Below are 18,708 nucleotides of genomic sequence, written 5' to 3' on the forward strand. Positions count from 1 at the left end.
AGGATGCCGAGACAATGGGACCGCAAGGCGGCCCCATCGCGGAGTTACCTGGCATCGCCCAACCAGGCCTCAGTTTCATAGCGTTCTTAGAACCTTGCGTCTACTCCGATGCGGAACATCTCGTTGCGCTCGTTGGTACCCAGCGCGGTTTTGTAAGACAGCCCCAGGCGCCATGTGCGGCCAAGGTTCAGATCTAGCCCGGTATCCAGGTCCATGAAGTTGCTGTCCAGCGTATCGGGCGAGAGTCGATACAGCAGTCCGTCGCTACCCTGGTCGGTGTAGCGCATGCGGTAATCCTCGTTGCGGCTGAAGTTGTGGCCCCAGGCTAGGCCAACCCGTGGCGTCAGCACACCGATGCCCGTGTGGATGTCGTAGCCCGAGCGCAGCCCCAGGAACGAGGTGAAATAGCGCAGGTCCTGCTCTTCATACGACAACCCATATACGCCCCCGCCGCGCTCGCTGAACGCATCGAGTCGGGTGTAGCTGCCGTTGACGCGCGCATAAGGTGCCAGCGACAGGGCGCCGTGGCGGTACTCGTAGCTGGCAGTGAGCGAGGCGAACAGCTGGTCGGCATCCCTCGAACCGTGGGCGTAGCCGTTGGACGGGTCGGCGGTGACATAGCGTCGCGAATCAAAGCGGATCCGGTTGTATCCCAGCAGCGCATCGACGTACATCTCGGACACGGGATTGACGCTGAGGTAGGCCGCCAGGCCCAGAGCATCGCCCTCGCTGCGGGTGTCATGTTCGCCGATGTCGGCGCGGTCGTTGCCGTATCCGAAACCAACGCCGACCACTGTCTGTGGCGATAGCCGGTAATCCAGGCCGGCGCTCAGGCCATAGGTGGTGAAGCTGTTGTCCTGGACGCCCCGGGCACGGTTGGAACCGGTATTGACGAAACCATCGGTCCAGAACGCCAAGGCCTCTTCGCGGCATTCACCGGAGCTGGCGCGCGTGCTGTCTTTCTCCTGGCGCCGTTGCTCGTCATCATCGCCCTCGCCGTTGCCCTCAAGCTCGTCGCGCAAGGCCTTGCCCAGCCCGCCCAGGCTAACGTCGTCGCGGCCATGGCGCACGCTGGCATTGAATGAATCACGGTCGCAGGTGGGGCGGTGCAACTGCTCCAGCCGGCGGTTGAAGTTGTCCATCTGAGTGCTGGCAAAACGCTCGGCGGCGCGCGACTGGGCGTTGAGCAGGCCAATCACTTCGGGGTCGCGGGTGGGGTCGGGGCGTGCCTGTATGGTAAAGGTGACGCTGCTGTTGGCTTGGCTGCCACCCGTGTTCTGCAGGCTGAAGGTCACCACTGCGGTGCCGGCGAACGCCGCCGCGGGGACGAAGTTCAGGGTGAACGGACCACTCATGCTGGCCCGGCCGGCCGACGCCGGCGTCACGCTCAACAACCGTGCGCGCAGGAACGGGCCACCGCTGGCGCCGCGGGTCAGGTTGACATTGGCACTCTGCCCAGCCGCCAGGGTTTCACTGGATGGCGGCACCACGATCGCCTGGGCCAGCACCTGAAGGTTGTAGCTGCGAATGCCGGTGGCGCCGTGGGCGTCGCTGGCGGTGATGGTGAAAGTGCTGGTGGCAACGGTGGTCGGTGTACCGCTGATGGTCCCGGTACTCCCATCGAGGGTCAGCCCTGCCGGCAGGCTGCCGCTGCCTAGGGTGTAGGTGTAGGGGGCGGTGCCGCCGCTGGCGGCCAGGTTGGCACTGTAGGCAGTGCCCAGGGTGGCATCGCCTAGACCCGGGGTGGCCGGACTGATAGTCAGCGTCGGCGCGGACACGGTGAGGGTCACGGTGGCGGGCGCTGAGGTGCCCCCCGCACCGGTGGCGGTGTAGCTGAAGCTGTCGCTACCGGAGTAGCCGGCGGTTGGCGTATAGCTGATGGTGAGGCCGCTGACTGATGTTGTGCCATGACTCGGCCTGCTGCTTACCGCCACGCTGCTGGCTGCGTCGCCGCTGAGGTTGAGGGTGATCGGGTTGGCCGAGCTGTTCGCCGTTACCGTAGCGCTGACTGCGCCTGCCACCGGCGCCTGGCTGGCGACGGTCAGGGTGTAGGCTTGGTTACCGGTGAAGCCAGTATTGTCGGTGGCCATCACGGTGAAGGTAGCGTTGCCGGAAGCGGTAGGGGTGCCGCTGAGGTTGCCGCTGTTGGACAGCGAGAGGCCTTGTGGCAGGGCGCCGCTGCTCAGGCTGTAGCTGTACGGCGCACTACCACCACTGGCGCTGATGATCTGTGAATAGGCTGTGCTGACCGTGGCGCCAGGCAGGTTGGCAGGTGTCAGCGTAATGCTCGGCGCCTGCACGGTGACCAATACCGTGGCGGCACTCGAAGTACCGCCTGCACCTGTAGCGGTGTAACTGAAACTGTCGCTACCGGCGAAACCGGAGTTGGGGGTGAAGGTGATGCTGGTGCCGGTGACGCTGGCCACGCCGTTGCTGGGGTTGCTGGCAATCGCCACCGACGCGGCAGGGCCGCCACTGAGGGCGAGGGTGACCGGGTTGCTGCTGCTGTTTGCCATGACAATGAGGCTGACGTTGCCGGCCACTGGTGCGGGCGCGTCGATCGTGACGCTGTAGGCCCGCGCGCCGGTAAAGGTGAGGCTGTCGGTAGCGGTGATGGTGAAGTTAGCCGGTGTAGTATTCGTCGGCGTACCCGAGATCACCCCGGCAGCGCTCAGGCTCAGGCCGCTGGGCAGTGCGCCGCTGGTGACCGCGAAGCTGTAAGGCGCCGTACCGCCACTGGCGCTCACGGCTTGGCTGTAGGGTGCACCATAGTTGCCATTGGGTAGGGTCGCCGGTGCCAGGCTGATGCTCGGTGCAGCGATGTTTACCGTGTAGCTGTTGCTGCCGGTGGCACCGTACTGGTCGGTGCTGCTGATGCTGAAGTTAAAAGTGCCGCTGCCGCTTGGGGTGCCGCTGAACACGCCAGCACTGGAGAACGCTACTCCTGGCGGCAGCGTGCCGGAGACCAGCGCATAAGTGTACGGCGCAGTACCGGCGTCGCTGGCCAAGGTCTGGTTGTAGGCACTGCCGGCGGTACCGCTCGGCAGGCTGGCCGGGGTGATCGCCAGTGTCGGCTTCGATACCGTGAGGGTCACGCTGGCCGGCGTCGAAGTACCAGAGGCGTTGGTGGCGGTGTAGGTGAAAGTATCGGCGCCCGAGTAGCCGGCCGTTGGCGTGTAGGTGATGGTAGTGCCGCTGGCGACTGCCGTGCCGTGGCTGGCATTGCTGGCAACCGCCACCGAGGTGGCGGCACCGCCACTGAGGTTCAGGGTGATTGGGTTGCTTATGGTGTTTGCCATCACGGTGAGGCTGACGTTGCCGGCCACTGGTGCGGGCGTGTCGATCGTGACGCTATAGGCCCGCGCGCCGGTAAAGGTGAGGCTGTCGGTAGCGGTGATGGTGAAGTTAGCCGGTGTGGTATTCGTCGGCGTACCCGAGATCACCCCGGCAGCGCTCAGGCTCAGGCCGCTGGGCAGTGCGCCGCTGGTGACCGCGAAGCTGTAAGGCGCCGTACCGCCACTGGCGCTTAACGTCTGGCTGTAGGCCACACCCAGCACGGGCTCAGGGAGGGTGGTCGGGCCGACACTGACAGTGGGGGCATTGATGATGAGCGTATAGGCAGTTGAGATGGTCTGCAGGTTGGCATCGCTGGCTTGCACCGTGAAACTGGTGGAGCCGGAGGCGGTAGGCACACCGCTCAGCGTGCCGGTGGAAGAAAGGCTGAGGCCACTGGGTAAAGCTCCGCTGGTGATGGCGTAGCTGTACGGCGCGATACCCCCGCTGGCGGTGAAGGTCTGGTTGTAAGAGCTGCCAGCGTTGCCATTGGGCAGGCTGGCCGGTATTAGGGACTGGGTCGGGCTGGCGATGACGATGGTGTACGCCTGTTGGCCACTGAACAGGTTGCCATCGGTGGCTTGCAGGGTGAAGGTGTAAGAGCCTGGCGCGCTGGGTGTGCCGGCCAAGGCGCCGCCGGATGCCAGGGCCAGCCCAGTCGGCAGGCTGCCCGCAACGACGCTGTAGGTGTAGCTGCCGTTACCGCCGCTGGCGCTCACGGCTTGGCTGTACGGTGCACCATAATTGCCATTGGGCAGGGTCGCCGGTGCCAGGCTGATGCTCGGTGCAGCGATGGTAACGGTGTAGCTGTTGCTGCCGGTGGCACCGTACTGGTCGGTGCTGCTGATGCTGAAGTTAAAAGTGCCGCTGCCGCTTGGGGTGCCGCTGAACACGCCAGCACTGGAGAACGTTACTCCTGGCGGCAGCGTGCCGGAGACCAGCGCATAAGTGTACGGCGCAGTACCGGCGTCGCTGGCCAAGGTCTGGTTGTAGGCACTGCCGGCGGTACCGCTCGGCAGGCTGGCCGGGGTGATCGCCAGTGTCGGCTTCGACACCGTGAGGGTCACGCTGGCCGGCGTCGAAGTACCAGAGGCGTTGGTGGCGGTGTAGGTGAAGGTATCGGCGCCCGAGTAGCCGGCCGTTGGCGTGTAGGTGATGGTAGTGCCGCTGGCGACTGCCGTGCCGTGGCTGGCATTGCTGGCAACCGCCACCGAGGTGGCGGCACCGCCGCTGAGGTTCAGGGTGATTGGGTTGCTGGTGCTGTTGGCGGCCACCGTGGCGCTGACAGCGCCGGCAGTGGGGGGGGCGAGGTAGGTGTACTGGCTGGCACTGCTGGTTAGCGAGGTGCCGCCTGCCGTAGATACCGTCACGTCGACGACGCCAGCGGTGTGACCGGGCGCTGTCGCGGTGATCTGGGTGCTGCTGTTGACCGTGAACGCGGTGGCCGGTGTGGTACCGAATTTCACTCCCGTAACGCTTGTGAATCCACTACCCGTAATGATTACGCTGTTGGCGCCACTGGTACTGCCCGATGAAGGGGACAGAGCGGTCACGCTTGGGCCGGCGCCGGTGATGGTGATGCTGTAGTTCGCCACTTCCATGGTGAAGCGGTCGTACACCAGAACACTGAAGTTGTAGGTGCCCGGTGCTACGTTCGTGATGCCGTGGATGGTCGTGGTGGTGCTGTTGTCCGACTCATCGATGACCAGGCCGGTGGGCAGGCAGTTGGTCCCGCCGGCGTTACAGTCATACCACCCAGTCATCGGTAAGGTCCCGCCGCTCACGCTCAAGCCAATGCTCAGGTTCTGGCCTGGCGCGTAGCTGCCCAGGTTCGTGCCGCTAGGCGGAGAGAAGGTCATAGCGCCGGCCTGGGCGGGTAGGAGCGACGCCAGGGCCAGCAGCCACAGGAAGCAGAACAGGCTATACAGCCGGGGGCGGGGGAACACGCGTGGGCGGGTCATGGGGACATCCTGCCGTTGGCCGATCATCGATCGGCTGAGGTCCTAGAGAGAATCAGGCTGGCATGGCCAGCGATCGTTGGTTGCCGATGAGTGGCAGGAGGGCTAACTGTCCATGTACGTGTTCCGTCGCGTGGGTCGCTCAAGGGTGTGCGGTTGAGGGTTGTCGACGCATCTGAAGGTACAGGCCCTGGTCGGCACAGACCTCGAAGCCCAGGCGCAGGTAAAGCGCCTGGGCCGGGTTGGTCAGGTCAACACTGAGGGTGCACGCTTTGCAGAGGCCGTCACACAGTGTCAGTACTGCGTCCAGCACGGCGCTGCCGATGCCCAGGCCCTGCCAGGCAGGTAGCAGTGCGATGTCGACCACCCGCATGTCAGTTTCGCTTTCATTCAGGCAGAGCCGGCCAATCGCCTGGCCAGCCTGTTCGATGATCAGGAAGTGGGCCATCGGGTAGTGCTGGGCATAGTGGCGGCCTTGCAGGTCGGCCTGGGCATGCAGGAATGCCTCGCGCTGCGCATCGCTCCACGGTGCGGCGGCAAACTCGGCCGCACGCCGGGCAACGAACAGGGCTCGCAGCAGGCCGCCGTCGGTCTCGGCCTGCTGGCGCAGGTCGAGACCGAGGCAGGCATGGCGCTGGAGGTACTCGGTCAGCAGCTCGCCACTCATTGTCTTTGCGGGTAAATGCCGTCTTGGCATATGCAATAGGCCAAGGTCAGGTAGGGCTGCATGAGCGAGCGCTGACCGCCGCCAGTGTTGCTGCCGCTCTGGCCGATAGTCTCGGCGGCCAGGGTGAACTCTGCGTTGCCCGCGGTTGCGCTGTACAACAATGTGTTACGCGGCTGCGCAAGGTAGGTCTGGTTGGTCGGTATGTCCACGCCCGAGGCGAAATCAGTGCCAGGCTGGGCATTGAGGGTATGGGTATGCGGGGCGAAGTTGTCATAGGTCAGCGTTACTGCGTCGGCACCTACGCCACTGTTGAGCGGGCGCGAGGTCAGGCTCGGGTTTGCGCCCATGCCCATGGCTACCCGGCCGTTGAGGTCGGGCAGGTTGAACTTGGTAGTGTCGCCGCCGTACTTGTTGCCGATCACCGAGTACAGCGCAGGGAATGACTGGACCGCTTGCGACGATCCGTCACACAGCAGCCAGCCGCTGGGAATGAAAGCGTAGGGGAAGAGCCTGATTTCGCCGGTGAATGCGTCCATGAACGATTTTCCTGGAAGTGTGCGGGCAAGTGCGCGGCGTCAGCCTTGGCTCGGGTAGAGCCCAGCGACAGCGATGATGTAGTTGATGGCGCGTGACGCCATCATATTGTCGTGGGACAAGCCTTTGCCGCCTGTCGTTACCAGCGCGCCCGGGTTCAACGTCACGGGCGCAGTGGTGCTGGTGCTGTACAGGCCCCTGACCTGGCCGTCCTTGGTGAAAGCACCGAATGTACGGATATTCTTTTGCGTGTTGTCGGCTGGCGCCGCGCTATCGGCAGGCGAATTGGTGACGTAGAACGCGTGGCTATGGGCGGGAGTATTGGAAGTAGTCAAGGCGACTTGCTCGGTGCCCGGAATTTGTCCGATCGTTCGAGGTGTCAGGCTTTTTTTCGTCTCATCAATGCCCGTGCCGGTGCCAACGGCGACCCGGCCACGCAGGTCGGGAACGCCGAAGGTATGCCGGCCGTCGCCGCCATAGGTAGTGCCGACCAGCGAATAGAATGCCTGATAGTCGTTGATCTGCAGCAGCCTGCCGTCACACGGAACCCAGTCGACAGGTGGGAAGTCGCCCGCGAACATCCGGATTTCCCCGATGAAGTAGTCAGTCATGGCTTGCCCCTTTGAAGGTTGTGATCGTTTAGTACTGGCGCATCGGGTAGGCACCCTGAGTCGCGATGCAGTAGCTCAGGCAGAGAGAGGGCTGCATGTTGGGCACCGGCGTCTGTGCCGTAGTGCCGACGGTATTGGAGTTAAGGGCCACCAGCTTGGTTTTATCAGCGGTGACGTAGGTCGGTTGCACTGGGGTGGAATTTGCGTTGGCGTTGGTTCCCGGATAGCGGCCCTGCGGCCCGCTATTGCCCATGCTGTTATTGCTCACCTGAACGGTGTGGCTGTGGGCGAAGAGTGCAGAGGCCGGCACCATGACCTCCTCTGCTCCACCTATCTGGGCCATCGGGCGAACAGTGCCGGCCGCAGGATTATTATTGATGCCCACGGCGACCCGCCCGCGCAGGTCGGGCAGGCCGAAGGTGTTCCTACCGTCGCCGCCGTACTGTACGCCCAGCAGCGAGTACAGTGCTGCGTAGGTCTGGATCGGCAACAATCGGCCATCGCAAGGCAGCCAGTACCTGGGAATGACAGTCCAACTGAACAGGCGGATTTCGCCCAGGAAGTTATCCATGCTTTCAAGTCTCCGTTTACTCGTACTGCGCGCACTAGGAATACCCGCCTCGAGGCGCGAGGCAGGCGATACGTACTTCGAAACAGATGAATAAGCTAGTTACCGCTTTGGCTGGAAAGCCGACATCGACGATCTGGTCGTGTGGGGAGTAATCCTTCCTTGGTTACCGGGCAGTGGCGTATGTAGGGCCGCAGGGGCATGTGTGCGGGCGCCCCTGGAATGAGTGGATCCTAACGCGGCGTAGTGGGTAAATGCCATCATTTTGTAAGGGTAAGAGTACTTGAATTTTAAAACGACTGTTTCAGGAGGCGTCGTTGATAATCACCGGTCGTCATTATTCAGAAGGACTCGTTTTTGCAGGTGTCGTCAAATGGCTCAAACACCTCCGTTGCCACCGAACGCATCATGTTTACAAATCCTTCTTGAAGCTCGCGGCGGTAATGCTCACGGATAAGCCGCGCAGGGGAGCAGAACCAGCATCGCGCTGATGCTGATTGGGAGGGCCAGGTAGAACGTCCAGGGAAAGATGGCCAGCGGGATGATCGTTCCGCGGGCCTTGCGGTAGAGGTAGCTCGACTCTCGTCCCACGCCGAACCGCCGCAGATCACGGCGAGCCAGGCCATCGACCAGGCCGGTGAACGCGGCCATGGCGGACAGCGGAATGCCCGCCCCGCCGCTTTGTTCACCATCGGGATGAACTCGTCCCCGATCAGCTCGTTGAATTCGTCGGCGTGCAGGTTGATGTGAACCTTGCCCCCGGCCATGTGGCCTGGCTCAGCGAACGGCAGATGACGCTGATCTCATTGGCTCGATTCTCCTGACCGGAGCACGTCATCATCTGGAGGTAATCAGCGAGGATGAGGCACGGTTTGCCGAAGCGGCGGCTGGCTCGTCGGACCTTGGCCCGATGGCTGTGGTGTCAGGCTTGCGGTGTTATCAATGACAAGCCGGTCCCCATAACCCTTCAGGATGTGCACGGCGTTGGGTCGAATCCTATACGACCCACCCTATGCAGTAACACAAAGCCCGCAACCAGCAATGGTCGCGGGCTTTGTCGTTCTGGGCCTTGTAGAACGGCAAAGGCCCACACCCTCAAAGGCTGCGGGCCTGGCCAATCAGCACAGCTTCAGTTCGAAGAAGTTGTACTTGCCGCCGTTGCTGCCCCAGCTCACATGCAAGATCGAGCCTTGGCCATAGTTAACGACGCTGGCATCGGCGTGGTAGCCAAAAGCTGAAATGCCACCACTGACCTGTTCCAGTTCGTCATCGTCGAGTGTGCGCAGGTTTTCAAGTTCGGTATTCACGGATGAGTCCTCTTCAAGTTGTGTTGTTCCGTCACCGGCAAAGCGTTTACCGGACCTGGCAAATCATGTGAAGGGGCTGCCGCTTGAAGCAATAGCACGGGTGACCTAGTGTCCTAGTGCCACAATGTGATGCCGTTCTCGCTGCGTCGCGCACTAGTGCATCTGTACTAGTGCCCGTTGTGACTGGCTTGATTAGTCTGGCCTGGCCCGATGCCGGACTTGCTGCGGGCGATTTCGCAACTGCCAGTAGTAGGCCAGGGAATGCTATTTCGTAAGGAAGCACTGCAATCAGGGGCCCGCAACGACCTGGGCAGCGTGATATTGGTATCGCCACCCTCCTTGCGCATCGCCAGCGCCTGTGCGCTGCTGTTCTGCATTGCCGTAGGCCTGTTCATCACCTTTGCCAGCTACACGCGGCGTGAAGCCGTGAGCGGCGTGCTGGTGCCCGAGGCCGGAGTGATCAAGGTCTTCGCCCCGCAGATTGGAGTGGTGCAGGACCTTCAGATCAGCGATGGCGAGCACGTCAAGGCGGGACAGGTCCTGTTGACCCTGGCCAGTGACACCCGCAACGGTGAGGCAGCTGCCAACCAGGATGCCATCAGTCGCCTGCTTGCCAGGCGCAACAACAGCCTGGCCGACGAAATTGCCGAAACCCGCGTGCTCCACCAGCAAGAACGTGAGGGCAAGACCCGTCGCCTCGGCATGCTGGAAGGTGAACAGGAAAAAGTCTCCGCGCAGATTGCCCTGACTCGCCAGCGCCTGGCGCTGGCCCAAGGGATCGCCGAACGCTACGCCGAGCTGCAACGTCAGGACTTCGTTTCCCGTGACCTGCTCCAGGCCCGCCAGGATGCCGTGCTGGAAATGCGCCTGCGCGCTGAAGAACTGAACCGCTCGCTGCTGGCCCTGCGCAACGAAAGCGCCGCGTTGCGCGCCGAACTTGCCGAATTGCCTTACCAGCAGACCAAGCAGATGGCGGAGCTGCAGCGCCGGCTGCTGGAGAGCCAGAGCAGCCTGCTGGAAAGCGAGGTCAAGCGCCAAGTGATGATCACCGCCCCGGTGGCCGGGGAGGTGGCGGCGCTAGGCGTGGTCAACGGGGCGCGCGCCGATACCGGCCGCCCGCTGCTTAGCCTGGTACCGCAGGACAGCCGCCTTTATGCGGAGCTCCATGTGCCCAGCCGCTCGGCCGGCTTCGTGCGGCCAGGGAATGCGGTGCTGCTGCGCTACCAGGCCTTCCCCTACCAGCATTTTGGCCTGGCCCGCGGTACCGTCGCCTCGGTTTCCCGCAGCGCCATGCCGGCTGACGAGGTCATGAGCGTTGGCGTGCCCTCCGAGGCGTTGCGCGAACAAGGGCCGCTGTATCGGGTCAAGGTCACGCTGGAGCGGCAAAGTCTGTTCGCCCGCGGCGGTGAAGAACCCCTGCGCTCCGGCATGCAGCTGGACGCGGACATCATGCTGGAGGAGTTGCCGCTCTACGAATGGTTGCTCGAGCCCCTGCGCGGCATAGGAAAACGCTTGTGAGCCTTTACCATTCCCTTAGCTTTGGCATCGGCCGCAAGCTGCCTGTGATGCTGCAGGTCGAGGCTGCCGAATGTGGCCAGGCCTGCCTGGCGATGGTTGCCGCCTATCACGGCCAGGTGCATGACATGCAGGGCCTGCGCCAGAAGCTCGCGCCTTCCATGAAGGGGGCCACGCTCAAGCAACTGATGGCCATGGCCGGTCACTTGGGCCTGGCCACGCGACCGCTGCGTCTGGAGCTGGAGGCACTGCCGCAATTGCGTCTGCCGTGCATACTGCACTGGGAGTTCAATCACTTCGTGGTGCTCAAGGAGGTCGGCCCGCGGGGCGTGGTTATCCATGACCCGGCGCGCGGGGTGTGCAAGCTTGGCCTCGAAGAGGTCTCCAGGGCCTTCACTGGCGTCGCCCTGGAGCTATGGCCTCACAGCGATTTCCAGCCAGGCGTGGTGAAGACGCGGCTGTCCCTGCGGCGCTTGCTGGGCAAGGTCGAGGGATTTGGCGGCGTATTCGCCCAGATATTGGCGCTGGGCCTGGCGTTGGAGCTGTGCACGGTGCTGGCGCCGTTCTTCATGCAGACGGTGATCGACAAAGTGCTGGTCAGCGCCGATCGTGACCTGCTGGCGGTGCTGGCCATCGGCTTCGGCCTGATGCTGCTGGCCCAGCAGGTGCTGTCGCTGGGGCGTTCGTGGGCCTTGATGTACCTGGGTACGCTGCTTGGCAGCCAGTGGCAGATCAATGTCTTCAACCACCTGGTACGCCTGCCGGTGGCGTTCTTCGAGCGGCGCCATCTGGGCGATATCATTTCTCGCTTCAGTTCGCTCAAGGCTATCCAGCGCACCCTCACCACCTCGTTCATCGAAGCCCTGCTCGATGGCCTGATGACCGTGGTCACGCTGGCCCTGATGTTTCTCTACAGCCCGCCGTTGGCGTTCATTGCGGTGTTTGCCATGCTGCTCTACGGGTTGGCGCGCTGGGCCTGGTTCGGGCCGCTGCGACGGGCCAGCGAAGATGAACTGGTGCATGCAGCCAGGCAGCAGAGCCATTTTCTCGAAACCATGCGCGGCGTGCGCACGCTGAAGCTGTTCGCTCATCAGGAGCAGCGCGCGACGACCTGGAGTGGCCTGCTGATCGACGAGATCAATGCCGGTTTGCGGCCGCAGAAGCTGCAACTGCTGTACCGCGCCTTCAACGGTTTGCTGTTCGGCCTGGTGACCCTGCTGGTGATCTGGCTGGGCGCCCGGCAGGTGATGGACGGTGCGCTCAGCGCCGGCATGCTGATCGCTTTCAGTGCCTACAAGGACCAGTTCAACAGCCGCGTGTCCGGGCTGATCGACAAGCTGGTCGACGTGGTGATGCTGCGCCTGCATGGTGAGCGCCTGTCGGACATTGTGCTGGAGGCCGCCGAACCGCAGTCACCGCCATTGCCGGAGGCAGACGCAGGGCCGGTGCCGCGCCTGGAAGTGCGTCAGCTGAGGTTCCGCTATAACGCCTACGAGCCGTGGGTACTGGACGGCGTTTCGCTGGTCATCGAACCGGGTGAGTCGCTGGCCATCGTCGGCCCTTCAGGTTGCGGCAAAAGTACGCTGTTGAACGTGATGCTGGGCATCCTCGTACCGGTGGAAGGGCAGGTACTGCTCGATGGCGAGCCCATCGACGCCCGCTCGATAGGCCGGCTGCGCCGGATCAGCGCCACGGTGCTGCAGGACGACGTGCTGTTCGCCGGCTCGATCGCCGACAACATCAGCTTTTTCGCCACCGACGCCGACCCGGCCTGGATCGAACAGTGTGCACGCCTGGCTGCCGTGCATGACGACATCGCGCGCATGCCGATGGCCTACAACACGCTGGTCGGCGACATGGGTGCAGTGCTCTCCGGCGGGCAGAAGCAGCGTATCCTGTTGGCCCGCGCGCTGTACCGCCGCCCGAAGCTGCTGTTCCTCGACGAAGCCACCAGCCACCTGGACATCCAGCGCGAGGCGGCAGTCAACCAGGCGCTGGAAGCGCTGCACATAACCCGCGTGATCGTCGCCCATCGGCCGGATACCATCCGCTCGGCCCAGCGGGTGGTGGCGCTGCTCGACGGGCGGCTGACGAGCGCATCATGAAGCGCCGCGCAATGCTGGCCATGCTGCTTTGTCTGTGCGGCCTTCAGGGCCAGGCCGCGCAGCCCCTGCAAGCCTGCCCCGGGCCATGGCCTGCCGACCAGCCGCTGTCCTTGTCCCGCGCCGTGGCCATGGCCTTGTGCGCCGACCCCGAGCTGCAGGCCGCCTGGCGTACGGAATTGAGCAACCAGGCCAGCATGGAGGCCGAACGCTCGGCCTACTGGCCGACCTTGCAGGGGCAGGCGAACAGTGGCCGGGCCAACCGCAAAACGCGCTATGACGGTTTTCCCGAAGCCAACTCCAGCCTCGACGCCCGGACCAGCGGCTATGGGCTGAGCCTCAACTGGGTGCTGTACGACTTCGGCCTGCGCGACGCCAGGGTGGAAAGCGCCCGCCAGTTGCTCAATGCGGCCAGCAGCAGTCGGGTGGAAAAGATCCAGCAGGTGGTACTCGGCACCAGCAAGGCGTTCTACCAGGTGCAGGCCAGCATTGCCTTGCTCGAAGCCCGGCGCAGCATCGAGGCGCTGGCGGCCGACAGCTTGCGGGTGACCACCGCTAAGCACCAGGCCGGGGCAGGGGAGCGCGCTGATCGCTTGCAGGCACAGACCACCTTCGAGCAGGCGCAGTTGGAGCGGGTGTTGGCCGAAGGTGACCTGGCCATTGCCCGCGGTGCGCTGGCCAGCGCTTTGAACCTGTCGCCTTCCGCGCCGCTGCGCCTGGAAGCACTGGACGAGCCGCAGGGCCAGGAAGCGCGCTTCATGCAAAGTGTCGATGCGTTGATGGAGCAGGCCCGGCAGACCCACCCGTCAGTGGACAGCGCTCGCGCCCAATGGGCCTCCAGCCTGGCCAAGGCCGAGGCGGAGCGGGCCCAGGGGCGGCCGACTATCTCGCTGTACAGCGACTACCGGCATGAGGATACGCCGGTCGAACAGGTGGCCTCGCGGCAGCAGATCGAAACCTGGACCGTGGGCGTGCAGGTCAGCGTGCCGATCTTCGATGGCTTTCTGGCCCGCCGCCGGGCGCGGGCGGCCGAGGCGGAAGCGGCGGCGCGGGAGCAGGACCTGTACGGTGCGCAGCGGGCCATCGCCCTGAGTGTCTGGCGCAGCCGCCAATCCCTGGAGGCGCGCACCCAGGCGCTGGTCATCAGCCGCCGGCTGGTCGCCAGTGCCCGTCAGTCGCACCGGGTGGCGCTGGGGCGGTACAAGGCCGGTGTCGGCAGCATCATCGAGCTGCTCAATGCCCAGAACGATCTGGCCAACGCGCAGCAACGGCGGGTCGCGTCGGTGGTCGACTGGTACACCGCGCGCCTGCAACTAGCTGCTGACCTCGGCCAGCTGGACGGCCGCGAGTATTGACGCGGGGGTTACTCCGCCCAGGCCGGGTCACCGGTGAACACCACGGTGATCCAGCGATCCGGGCCTTCGCCGCCGACTGCCTCGCCGACTTCGTCGCGCAAGGCATCCCACTCGGCGATCGAGCGCGGCGGCATGTCCGCCGGCACGATGAAATAGAGTTCGATCTCGCGTGAGCGCCCGACCTTGGCCACGTAGGCCTTGTAGGACTTCAAGCCGTGCCTGGCGACGAACTGTCGGGCGATGGTGTCGACATGCAGCTTGAGGTCGCCCGGTGTCACCAAAAAAATCTCTGACAGCGCCTGACGCACCACCGACAGCGGCAGCGGAATGATCACCAGGCAGACCAGTGCCAGTACCGCCGGGTCGATGTACGGCGATACCCACTCCCATTTCGTGCCCTGCACGGCGTAACCAAAGCAGAAGGCAATCAACAGGGCGGCGGTGATGCTGGCCGACATCACCCAGCCTTTGACGTCCATGCGCACGAAGTCTGACTTGAGCTTGCGGTTGGCGCGATGTTCCACCACGGCGATGGTCGCGCAGGCGACCACGGTCAGCAGCGCATAGACCATGGCGATGCCGAACTCCAGGTGGCGGCCGCCTTGCAGCAGGCTGCTGACTGCGTTGATCAGCGCGTAGATGGCGACGCCGCTGAGCAGGATGCCATTGAGTGCCAGGACCATCGGCTCCAGGTGCCAGAAGCCCATGGTGAAGCGCTCGCGCAGCTTGCGCGAGAGTTGCAGGCTGGTGGCGTGCGAGGTGATCAGTTTGACCACCACCAGCGACAGGCCGCTCATGCTGGCGTCGACCAGCGAATAGACGCCGTCGAAGACGATCGAGAAAGAGCCGGAGGCCAGGCCGAAGCCGATACCGATGGTGGCGATGAACAAGGTAACGGCGATCGAGGTGCGTAACAGGCCCTGTTCGCTGGTGATATCGAAGAAGGAAGAACGGGTTGCGGTTTGCATGGGGTGTGCTCGGTAAATAGCGATGTTTCTATGTTGGCTGTGCTGGCCCCTTCGCGGGTGAACCCGCTCCCACAGATACAGCGCAGCTCGCTGGGCGATATTCCTGTGGGAGCGGGCAGAGGCCCTTACAGGCTAGACGCGAAACTGTTCCATCAATGCCTGCTGTTGATTCGCCAGGCGATTTAGCGCCTGGCTGATGCGTGCCGATTCATCCGCCTGGCCTGAGAGCGATTCGGTCACGTCGCGAATCCCGGCCACATTGCGGTTCACTTCCTCGGCCACCGCGCTCTGCTCCTCGGCCGCCGAGGCAATCTGCAGGTTCATGTCGCTGATCACCGCCACGGCTTCGCCGATGCGCTCCAGTGCGGGCAGCGCCTGCTCCATGCGCGTGGCGCTGGCCTGAGCCTGGCGCTGGCCTTCATGCATGGCGCCAACCACGTCCTGGGTGCCTTGCTGTAGCCCTTCGATCACTTGGCGGATCTCTTCCACCGACACCTGGGTGCGCTGGGCCAGGCTGCGCACTTCATCGGCGACCACGGCAAAGCCACGCCCGGCCTCGCCTGCGCGAGCGGCTTCGATGGCGGCATTGAGGGCCAGCAGGTTGGTCTGCTCGGCAATTGCGCGGATCACCTCAAGCACCGAGCCGATCTGCTCGCTGCGCTGCTCCAGCGCTCGGGCCTCGCCCATGGCGGCGTCCATGCCGATGGCCAGTTGGTCGATGCTCTGGCGGGTGCTGGCGATCAACTGCAAGCCTTCACGGCTGGCCTGATCGGCGCCGCGTGCAGCCTGGGCGGCCTGGGCCGCGTTGTGGGCGACATCCTGGGCGGTGGCGCTCATTTCGTTGGCGGCGGTGGCGACCTGTTCGATTTCCCGCTGCTGTTGCTGCATGCCATTGCTGGTCTGGCTGGCAATAGCGGCGGATTGGTCGGCGGTGCCGCGGGCTTCGAGCAGCGAGCCTTTGACCTGGGCGATCACCGGCTGGAGCTTGTCGAGGAAGCGGTTGAACCAGCCTGTCAGCTGGCCCAGTTCGTCCTGACGGGCGTAGTCCAGGCGACGGGTCAGGTCGCCTTCACCACTGGCGATGTCTTTCAGCCGGTCGGCCACGGCGAGGATCGGCCGGGTCACGCCCCGCGCCGTCAGCCAGACCAGCAGCAGGCCGATGATGGCGGCGCCCAGGCCGATCAGCAGGCTGGTCAGGTTGGCGCTCTGGTTATGAGCGTCCAGGCGCTGGTTGAGGGCCAGGGCCGGCGCTTGCAGCACTGCCTCAGGCAGCTCCAGTTGCACCTGCCACGGGGTGGCGTCGGGGATCGGCGCGAACGGCCGGGTGACGCGCAGCAGGCCCTGGTCCACTTCTTTGTCCAGCGGCTGGCCCAGCTTGCTGGCGTCACGGCTATGCCCGGCGAGCAGGCCGGCAGCGCTGACGATGCTGACCTGGCCCTGGCCATCGAACAGCTCCTGGCGGCCATCCAGGCTCAGTTGCTGGAGGTTATCCAGGCCGATGTCCAGACCGACCACGCCCACCACCTTGCCGTTTTCCAGCAGGGGCAGGGCGATGCTGGTCATCAGCACCTGGTGGCCGTTGACCTCGTCGAGGTAGGGTTCGAGCACGCAGGCCCGGGTGGTTTCCTGCGGGCAGGTCAGCCAGCGGTTCCTGGCCAGGCCATTGGTGCCAGGGCTATTGTCGTTCAGCATCGATTCGGGCATCGCCTCAAGGTCCAGGGTGCCTGGGCGAGGTTGCGACCAATACAATGAGAAGCGCCCGCTTTCGTTGCTGCCGCTGGTCTCCTGGCCGATGAACTGGTTATCCAGATGGTCGAGCGCATTGGGCTGGAACACCAGGTACAGGCCGATCACGTCCGGGTTGCCGGCCAGGCTGGCATGGGCCTGGCGGGTCAATTCGGCGCGCAGGTCGGTGCCGCCCTTGGCCTTGAGCACCTGTACCAGGCGAGCGAAGCCGTTACCGTACTGGTAGGCGTCCATGAAGTAGCGCTGAATGCGCAGCGCCTGGGTTTCGGCGTGGGCCTGCAGGCGCAGGCGCGCACTGTGTTCGAGCATTTCGGTACTGGCCTGGTTGACCAGCGCTGCGCTGCGCCGCGACTGGGCGAGTGAGCTGGCGACCAGCAAGGCGACGATGACCAGCAGGCAGAGGCCGGCGAGCAGGGTGATTTTCCACTGGATGGACAGGCGACGCAGCAGCATGAGGACTTTCCTTATCGGGCAACAACAACGCCCGCGTTCAGGCGCGGGCGTTGTCGGTGGCTGGAGTCAATCAGCGACGTAGTTCGGTGGCGAGACCCGGAAGGCCTTGGTCAGCCACGCCAGGTGCAGCAGCCCCGCCAGTGCCCAGAGGCCGCCGAAGATCAACGAGTTCTCGTTGAGGTCGAGCCAGAGCTTGGCGATGATGCAGAAGCCGATGGTCGGCAGCACCAGGTACTTCATCTTGTTGGCCAGCCCCTGGCGATTGCCCTCGCGCAGGTAGCAGTGGCTGATCACCGACAAGTTGACGAAGCTGAACGCGACCAGGGCGCCGAAGTTGATGATCGAGGTGGCGGTGACCAGGTCGAAGAAGATTGCCGAGAGGGCGATCACGCCGACCACGGCGATGTTCACGATTGGCGTCTTGTAGCGCGGGTGCAGGCGGGCGAACACGCCGCTCGGGATCACATTGTCGCGGCCCATCACATACAGCAGGCGCGATACGCTGGTCTGCGAAGCCAGGCCCGAGGCGATGGTGTTGATCACCGTGCAGGCGATGAAAACCGACTGGAACAGCTTGCCACCGACATACAAGGCGATTTCCGGCAATGCTGCTTCCGGGTCGTGGAAGCGTGCGTTGGTCGGGAAGTAGGCCTGCATGAAGTACGACACGGCGATGAACACCACGCCACCGATCAGGGCGGTGAGGAAGATCGCCCGCGGGATGATCTTGCCTGGCTCCTTGGTTTCTTCGGACAGGCAGGTCACTGCGTCGAAGCCCAGGAACGAGAAGCACAGGATGGTTGCACCGGCAGCCAGGGCGCTGAGTTGCGTCTGCGAGTCGGCGAACGGGATCAGGCTCCAGGTGCTCCCCAGCCCCTCGCCCTGACCCAGGCCGCGAATGCACAGGTAGATGAACACCGACATGATCATCAGCTGCACCACCACGAACAACAGGTTGAAGTGCGCGACCAGATTGATACTGCGCATGTTGATCAGGCTGATCAGGGTGACGAAGCCGGCCACCCACATCCACGCCGGCACTTCAGGGAACATCGCCGAAAGGTAGAGCTTGGCCAGCAGGGCGTTGACCATGGGCAGCAAGAGGTAGTCCAGCAGCGAAGACCAGCCGACCAGGAAGCCAACGTGCGGGTTGATGGCGCGTTGGGTGTAGGTATAGGCGGAGCCGGACTGCGGGAACCGGCGTACCAGTGTGCCGTAGCTCACAGCGGTGAACAGAACGCCGGCCAGGGCCAGCAGATAGGCACTGGGAACGTGGCCGTTGGTAACGCCGGACACGATGCCGAACGTGTCGAACACGGTCATCGGCGTGAGGTACGCCAGACCGATGATGACCACGTGCCAGAGGCGCAGGGATTTACGGAATTGGCCGTTGCCGGTGGCGTTGTGGTCATGCTGCATGCTGGTGTGGCTCCATGTTGTTCACCTTTTTGTTTGGAGCAGAGATAGGCGCGGGCTAGGCGCCGACGTCAGGCTTGCAGTGCCTTGGCGAGGAGGTTGAAGCGTGCGGGCAGGGGCATCCGAGCATCATGACGGCGCGACTTTTTCTTCTTCGTGGATCGGGCGCTGAGCG

General features: G+C 64.0%; 12 protein-coding genes and 3 pseudogenes. 3 read left to right on the forward strand and 12 right to left on the reverse strand.

The genetic code is table 11. The features are described 5' to 3' along the window. Positions 1-86: 86 nt before the first annotated feature. The 8 genes and pseudogenes from ACTORR_RS21075 to ACTORR_RS21110 all read right to left on the reverse strand — a co-directional run bounded on the left by ACTORR_RS21075 (position 87) and on the right by ACTORR_RS21110 (position 8,978). The gene (locus ACTORR_RS21075) at positions 87-5,294 is read right to left on the reverse strand and encodes a putative Ig domain-containing protein (RefSeq protein WP_441343857.1); all 5,208 of its coding nucleotides are present in this window, start codon (positions 5,292-5,294) and stop codon (positions 87-89) included. Between the two features lie 139 nt (positions 5,295-5,433). Then, complete coding sequence (locus ACTORR_RS21080) at positions 5,434-5,958, reverse strand: GNAT family N-acetyltransferase (RefSeq protein WP_054883391.1); 525 nt, start codon at positions 5,956-5,958, stop codon at positions 5,434-5,436. Next, positions 5,955-6,494 (reverse strand): phage tail protein, encoded by a 540-nt coding sequence (locus tag ACTORR_RS21085; protein WP_054883390.1) that lies wholly within the window; start codon positions 6,492-6,494, stop codon positions 5,955-5,957. Before ACTORR_RS21085 ends, ACTORR_RS21080 begins: the two co-directional genes overlap by 4 nt. 39 nt (positions 6,495-6,533) lie before the next feature. Further along, positions 6,534-7,103, reverse strand: coding sequence for a phage tail protein (locus ACTORR_RS21090; protein ID WP_441343859.1), 570 nt, complete (start codon positions 7,101-7,103; stop codon positions 6,534-6,536). Between the two features lie 28 nt (positions 7,104-7,131). Then, on the reverse strand, positions 7,132-7,674 hold the full coding sequence (locus tag ACTORR_RS21095; RefSeq protein ID WP_054883388.1) for a phage tail protein: 543 nt from the start codon (positions 7,672-7,674) through the stop codon (positions 7,132-7,134). Positions 7,675-8,083: 409 nt separating this feature from the next. Further along, a pseudogene (locus tag ACTORR_RS21100) lies at positions 8,084-8,337 on the reverse strand (DUF4400 domain-containing protein); the annotation flags it as partial. 112 nt (positions 8,338-8,449) lie between these two features. Beyond that, positions 8,450-8,636, reverse strand: a pseudogene (locus tag ACTORR_RS21105) (DnaB-like helicase C-terminal domain-containing protein); the annotation flags it as partial. A gap of 153 nt (positions 8,637-8,789) precedes the next feature. Then, positions 8,790-8,978 carry a bacteriocin gene (locus ACTORR_RS21110; RefSeq protein ID WP_099815429.1) on the reverse strand — a complete coding sequence of 63 codons (189 nt, stop codon included), beginning with the start codon at positions 8,976-8,978 and terminating at the stop codon, positions 8,790-8,792. Between the two features lie 261 nt (positions 8,979-9,239). On the opposite strand from ACTORR_RS21110, the gene ACTORR_RS21115 reads away from it, so the two are divergent. From ACTORR_RS21115 to ACTORR_RS21125, 3 genes are read left to right on the forward strand one after another with little or no spacing between them, the layout of a single operon-like run. Beyond that, complete coding sequence (locus tag ACTORR_RS21115; RefSeq protein WP_313364651.1) at positions 9,240-10,496, forward strand: HlyD family secretion protein; 1,257 nt, start codon at positions 9,240-9,242, stop codon at positions 10,494-10,496. A gap of 47 nt (positions 10,497-10,543) precedes the next feature. Then, positions 10,544-12,598 (forward strand): peptidase domain-containing ABC transporter, encoded by a 2,055-nt coding sequence (locus ACTORR_RS21120; RefSeq protein ID WP_390898698.1) that lies wholly within the window; start codon positions 10,544-10,546, stop codon positions 12,596-12,598. After that, positions 12,595-13,950: a TolC family protein gene (locus ACTORR_RS21125; RefSeq protein ID WP_313364650.1), complete on the forward strand. Its 1,356-nt coding sequence runs from the start codon at positions 12,595-12,597 to the stop codon at positions 13,948-13,950. Before ACTORR_RS21120 ends, ACTORR_RS21125 begins: the two co-directional genes overlap by 4 nt. Positions 13,951-13,958: 8 nt before the next feature. Here ACTORR_RS21125 and ACTORR_RS21130 read toward each other — a convergent pair whose 3' ends face one another. The 4 genes and pseudogenes from ACTORR_RS21130 to ACTORR_RS21145 all read right to left on the reverse strand — a co-directional run bounded on the left by ACTORR_RS21130 (position 13,959) and on the right by ACTORR_RS21145 (position 18,536). After that, complete coding sequence (locus tag ACTORR_RS21130) at positions 13,959-14,918, reverse strand: cation diffusion facilitator family transporter (RefSeq protein ID WP_313364649.1); 960 nt, start codon at positions 14,916-14,918, stop codon at positions 13,959-13,961. Positions 14,919-15,050: 132 nt separating this feature from the next. Beyond that, complete coding sequence (locus tag ACTORR_RS21135) at positions 15,051-15,806, reverse strand: methyl-accepting chemotaxis protein (protein ID WP_390898697.1); 756 nt, start codon at positions 15,804-15,806, stop codon at positions 15,051-15,053. A gap of 102 nt (positions 15,807-15,908) precedes the next feature. Further along, positions 15,909-17,117: pseudogene (locus tag ACTORR_RS21140) on the reverse strand (PDC sensor domain-containing protein); the annotation flags it as partial. 66 nt (positions 17,118-17,183) lie between these two features. Next, a complete protein-coding gene (locus ACTORR_RS21145) occupies positions 17,184-18,536 on the reverse strand; it encodes an APC family permease (RefSeq protein ID WP_054883382.1) in 1,353 nt (450 codons plus the stop codon). Positions 18,537-18,708 lie beyond the last annotated feature (172 nt).

This window comes from Pseudomonas sp. SAR267 (genome assembly GCF_052077595.1).
Classification (GTDB): Bacteria; Pseudomonadota; Gammaproteobacteria; order Pseudomonadales; family Pseudomonadaceae; genus Aquipseudomonas; species Aquipseudomonas vlassakiae.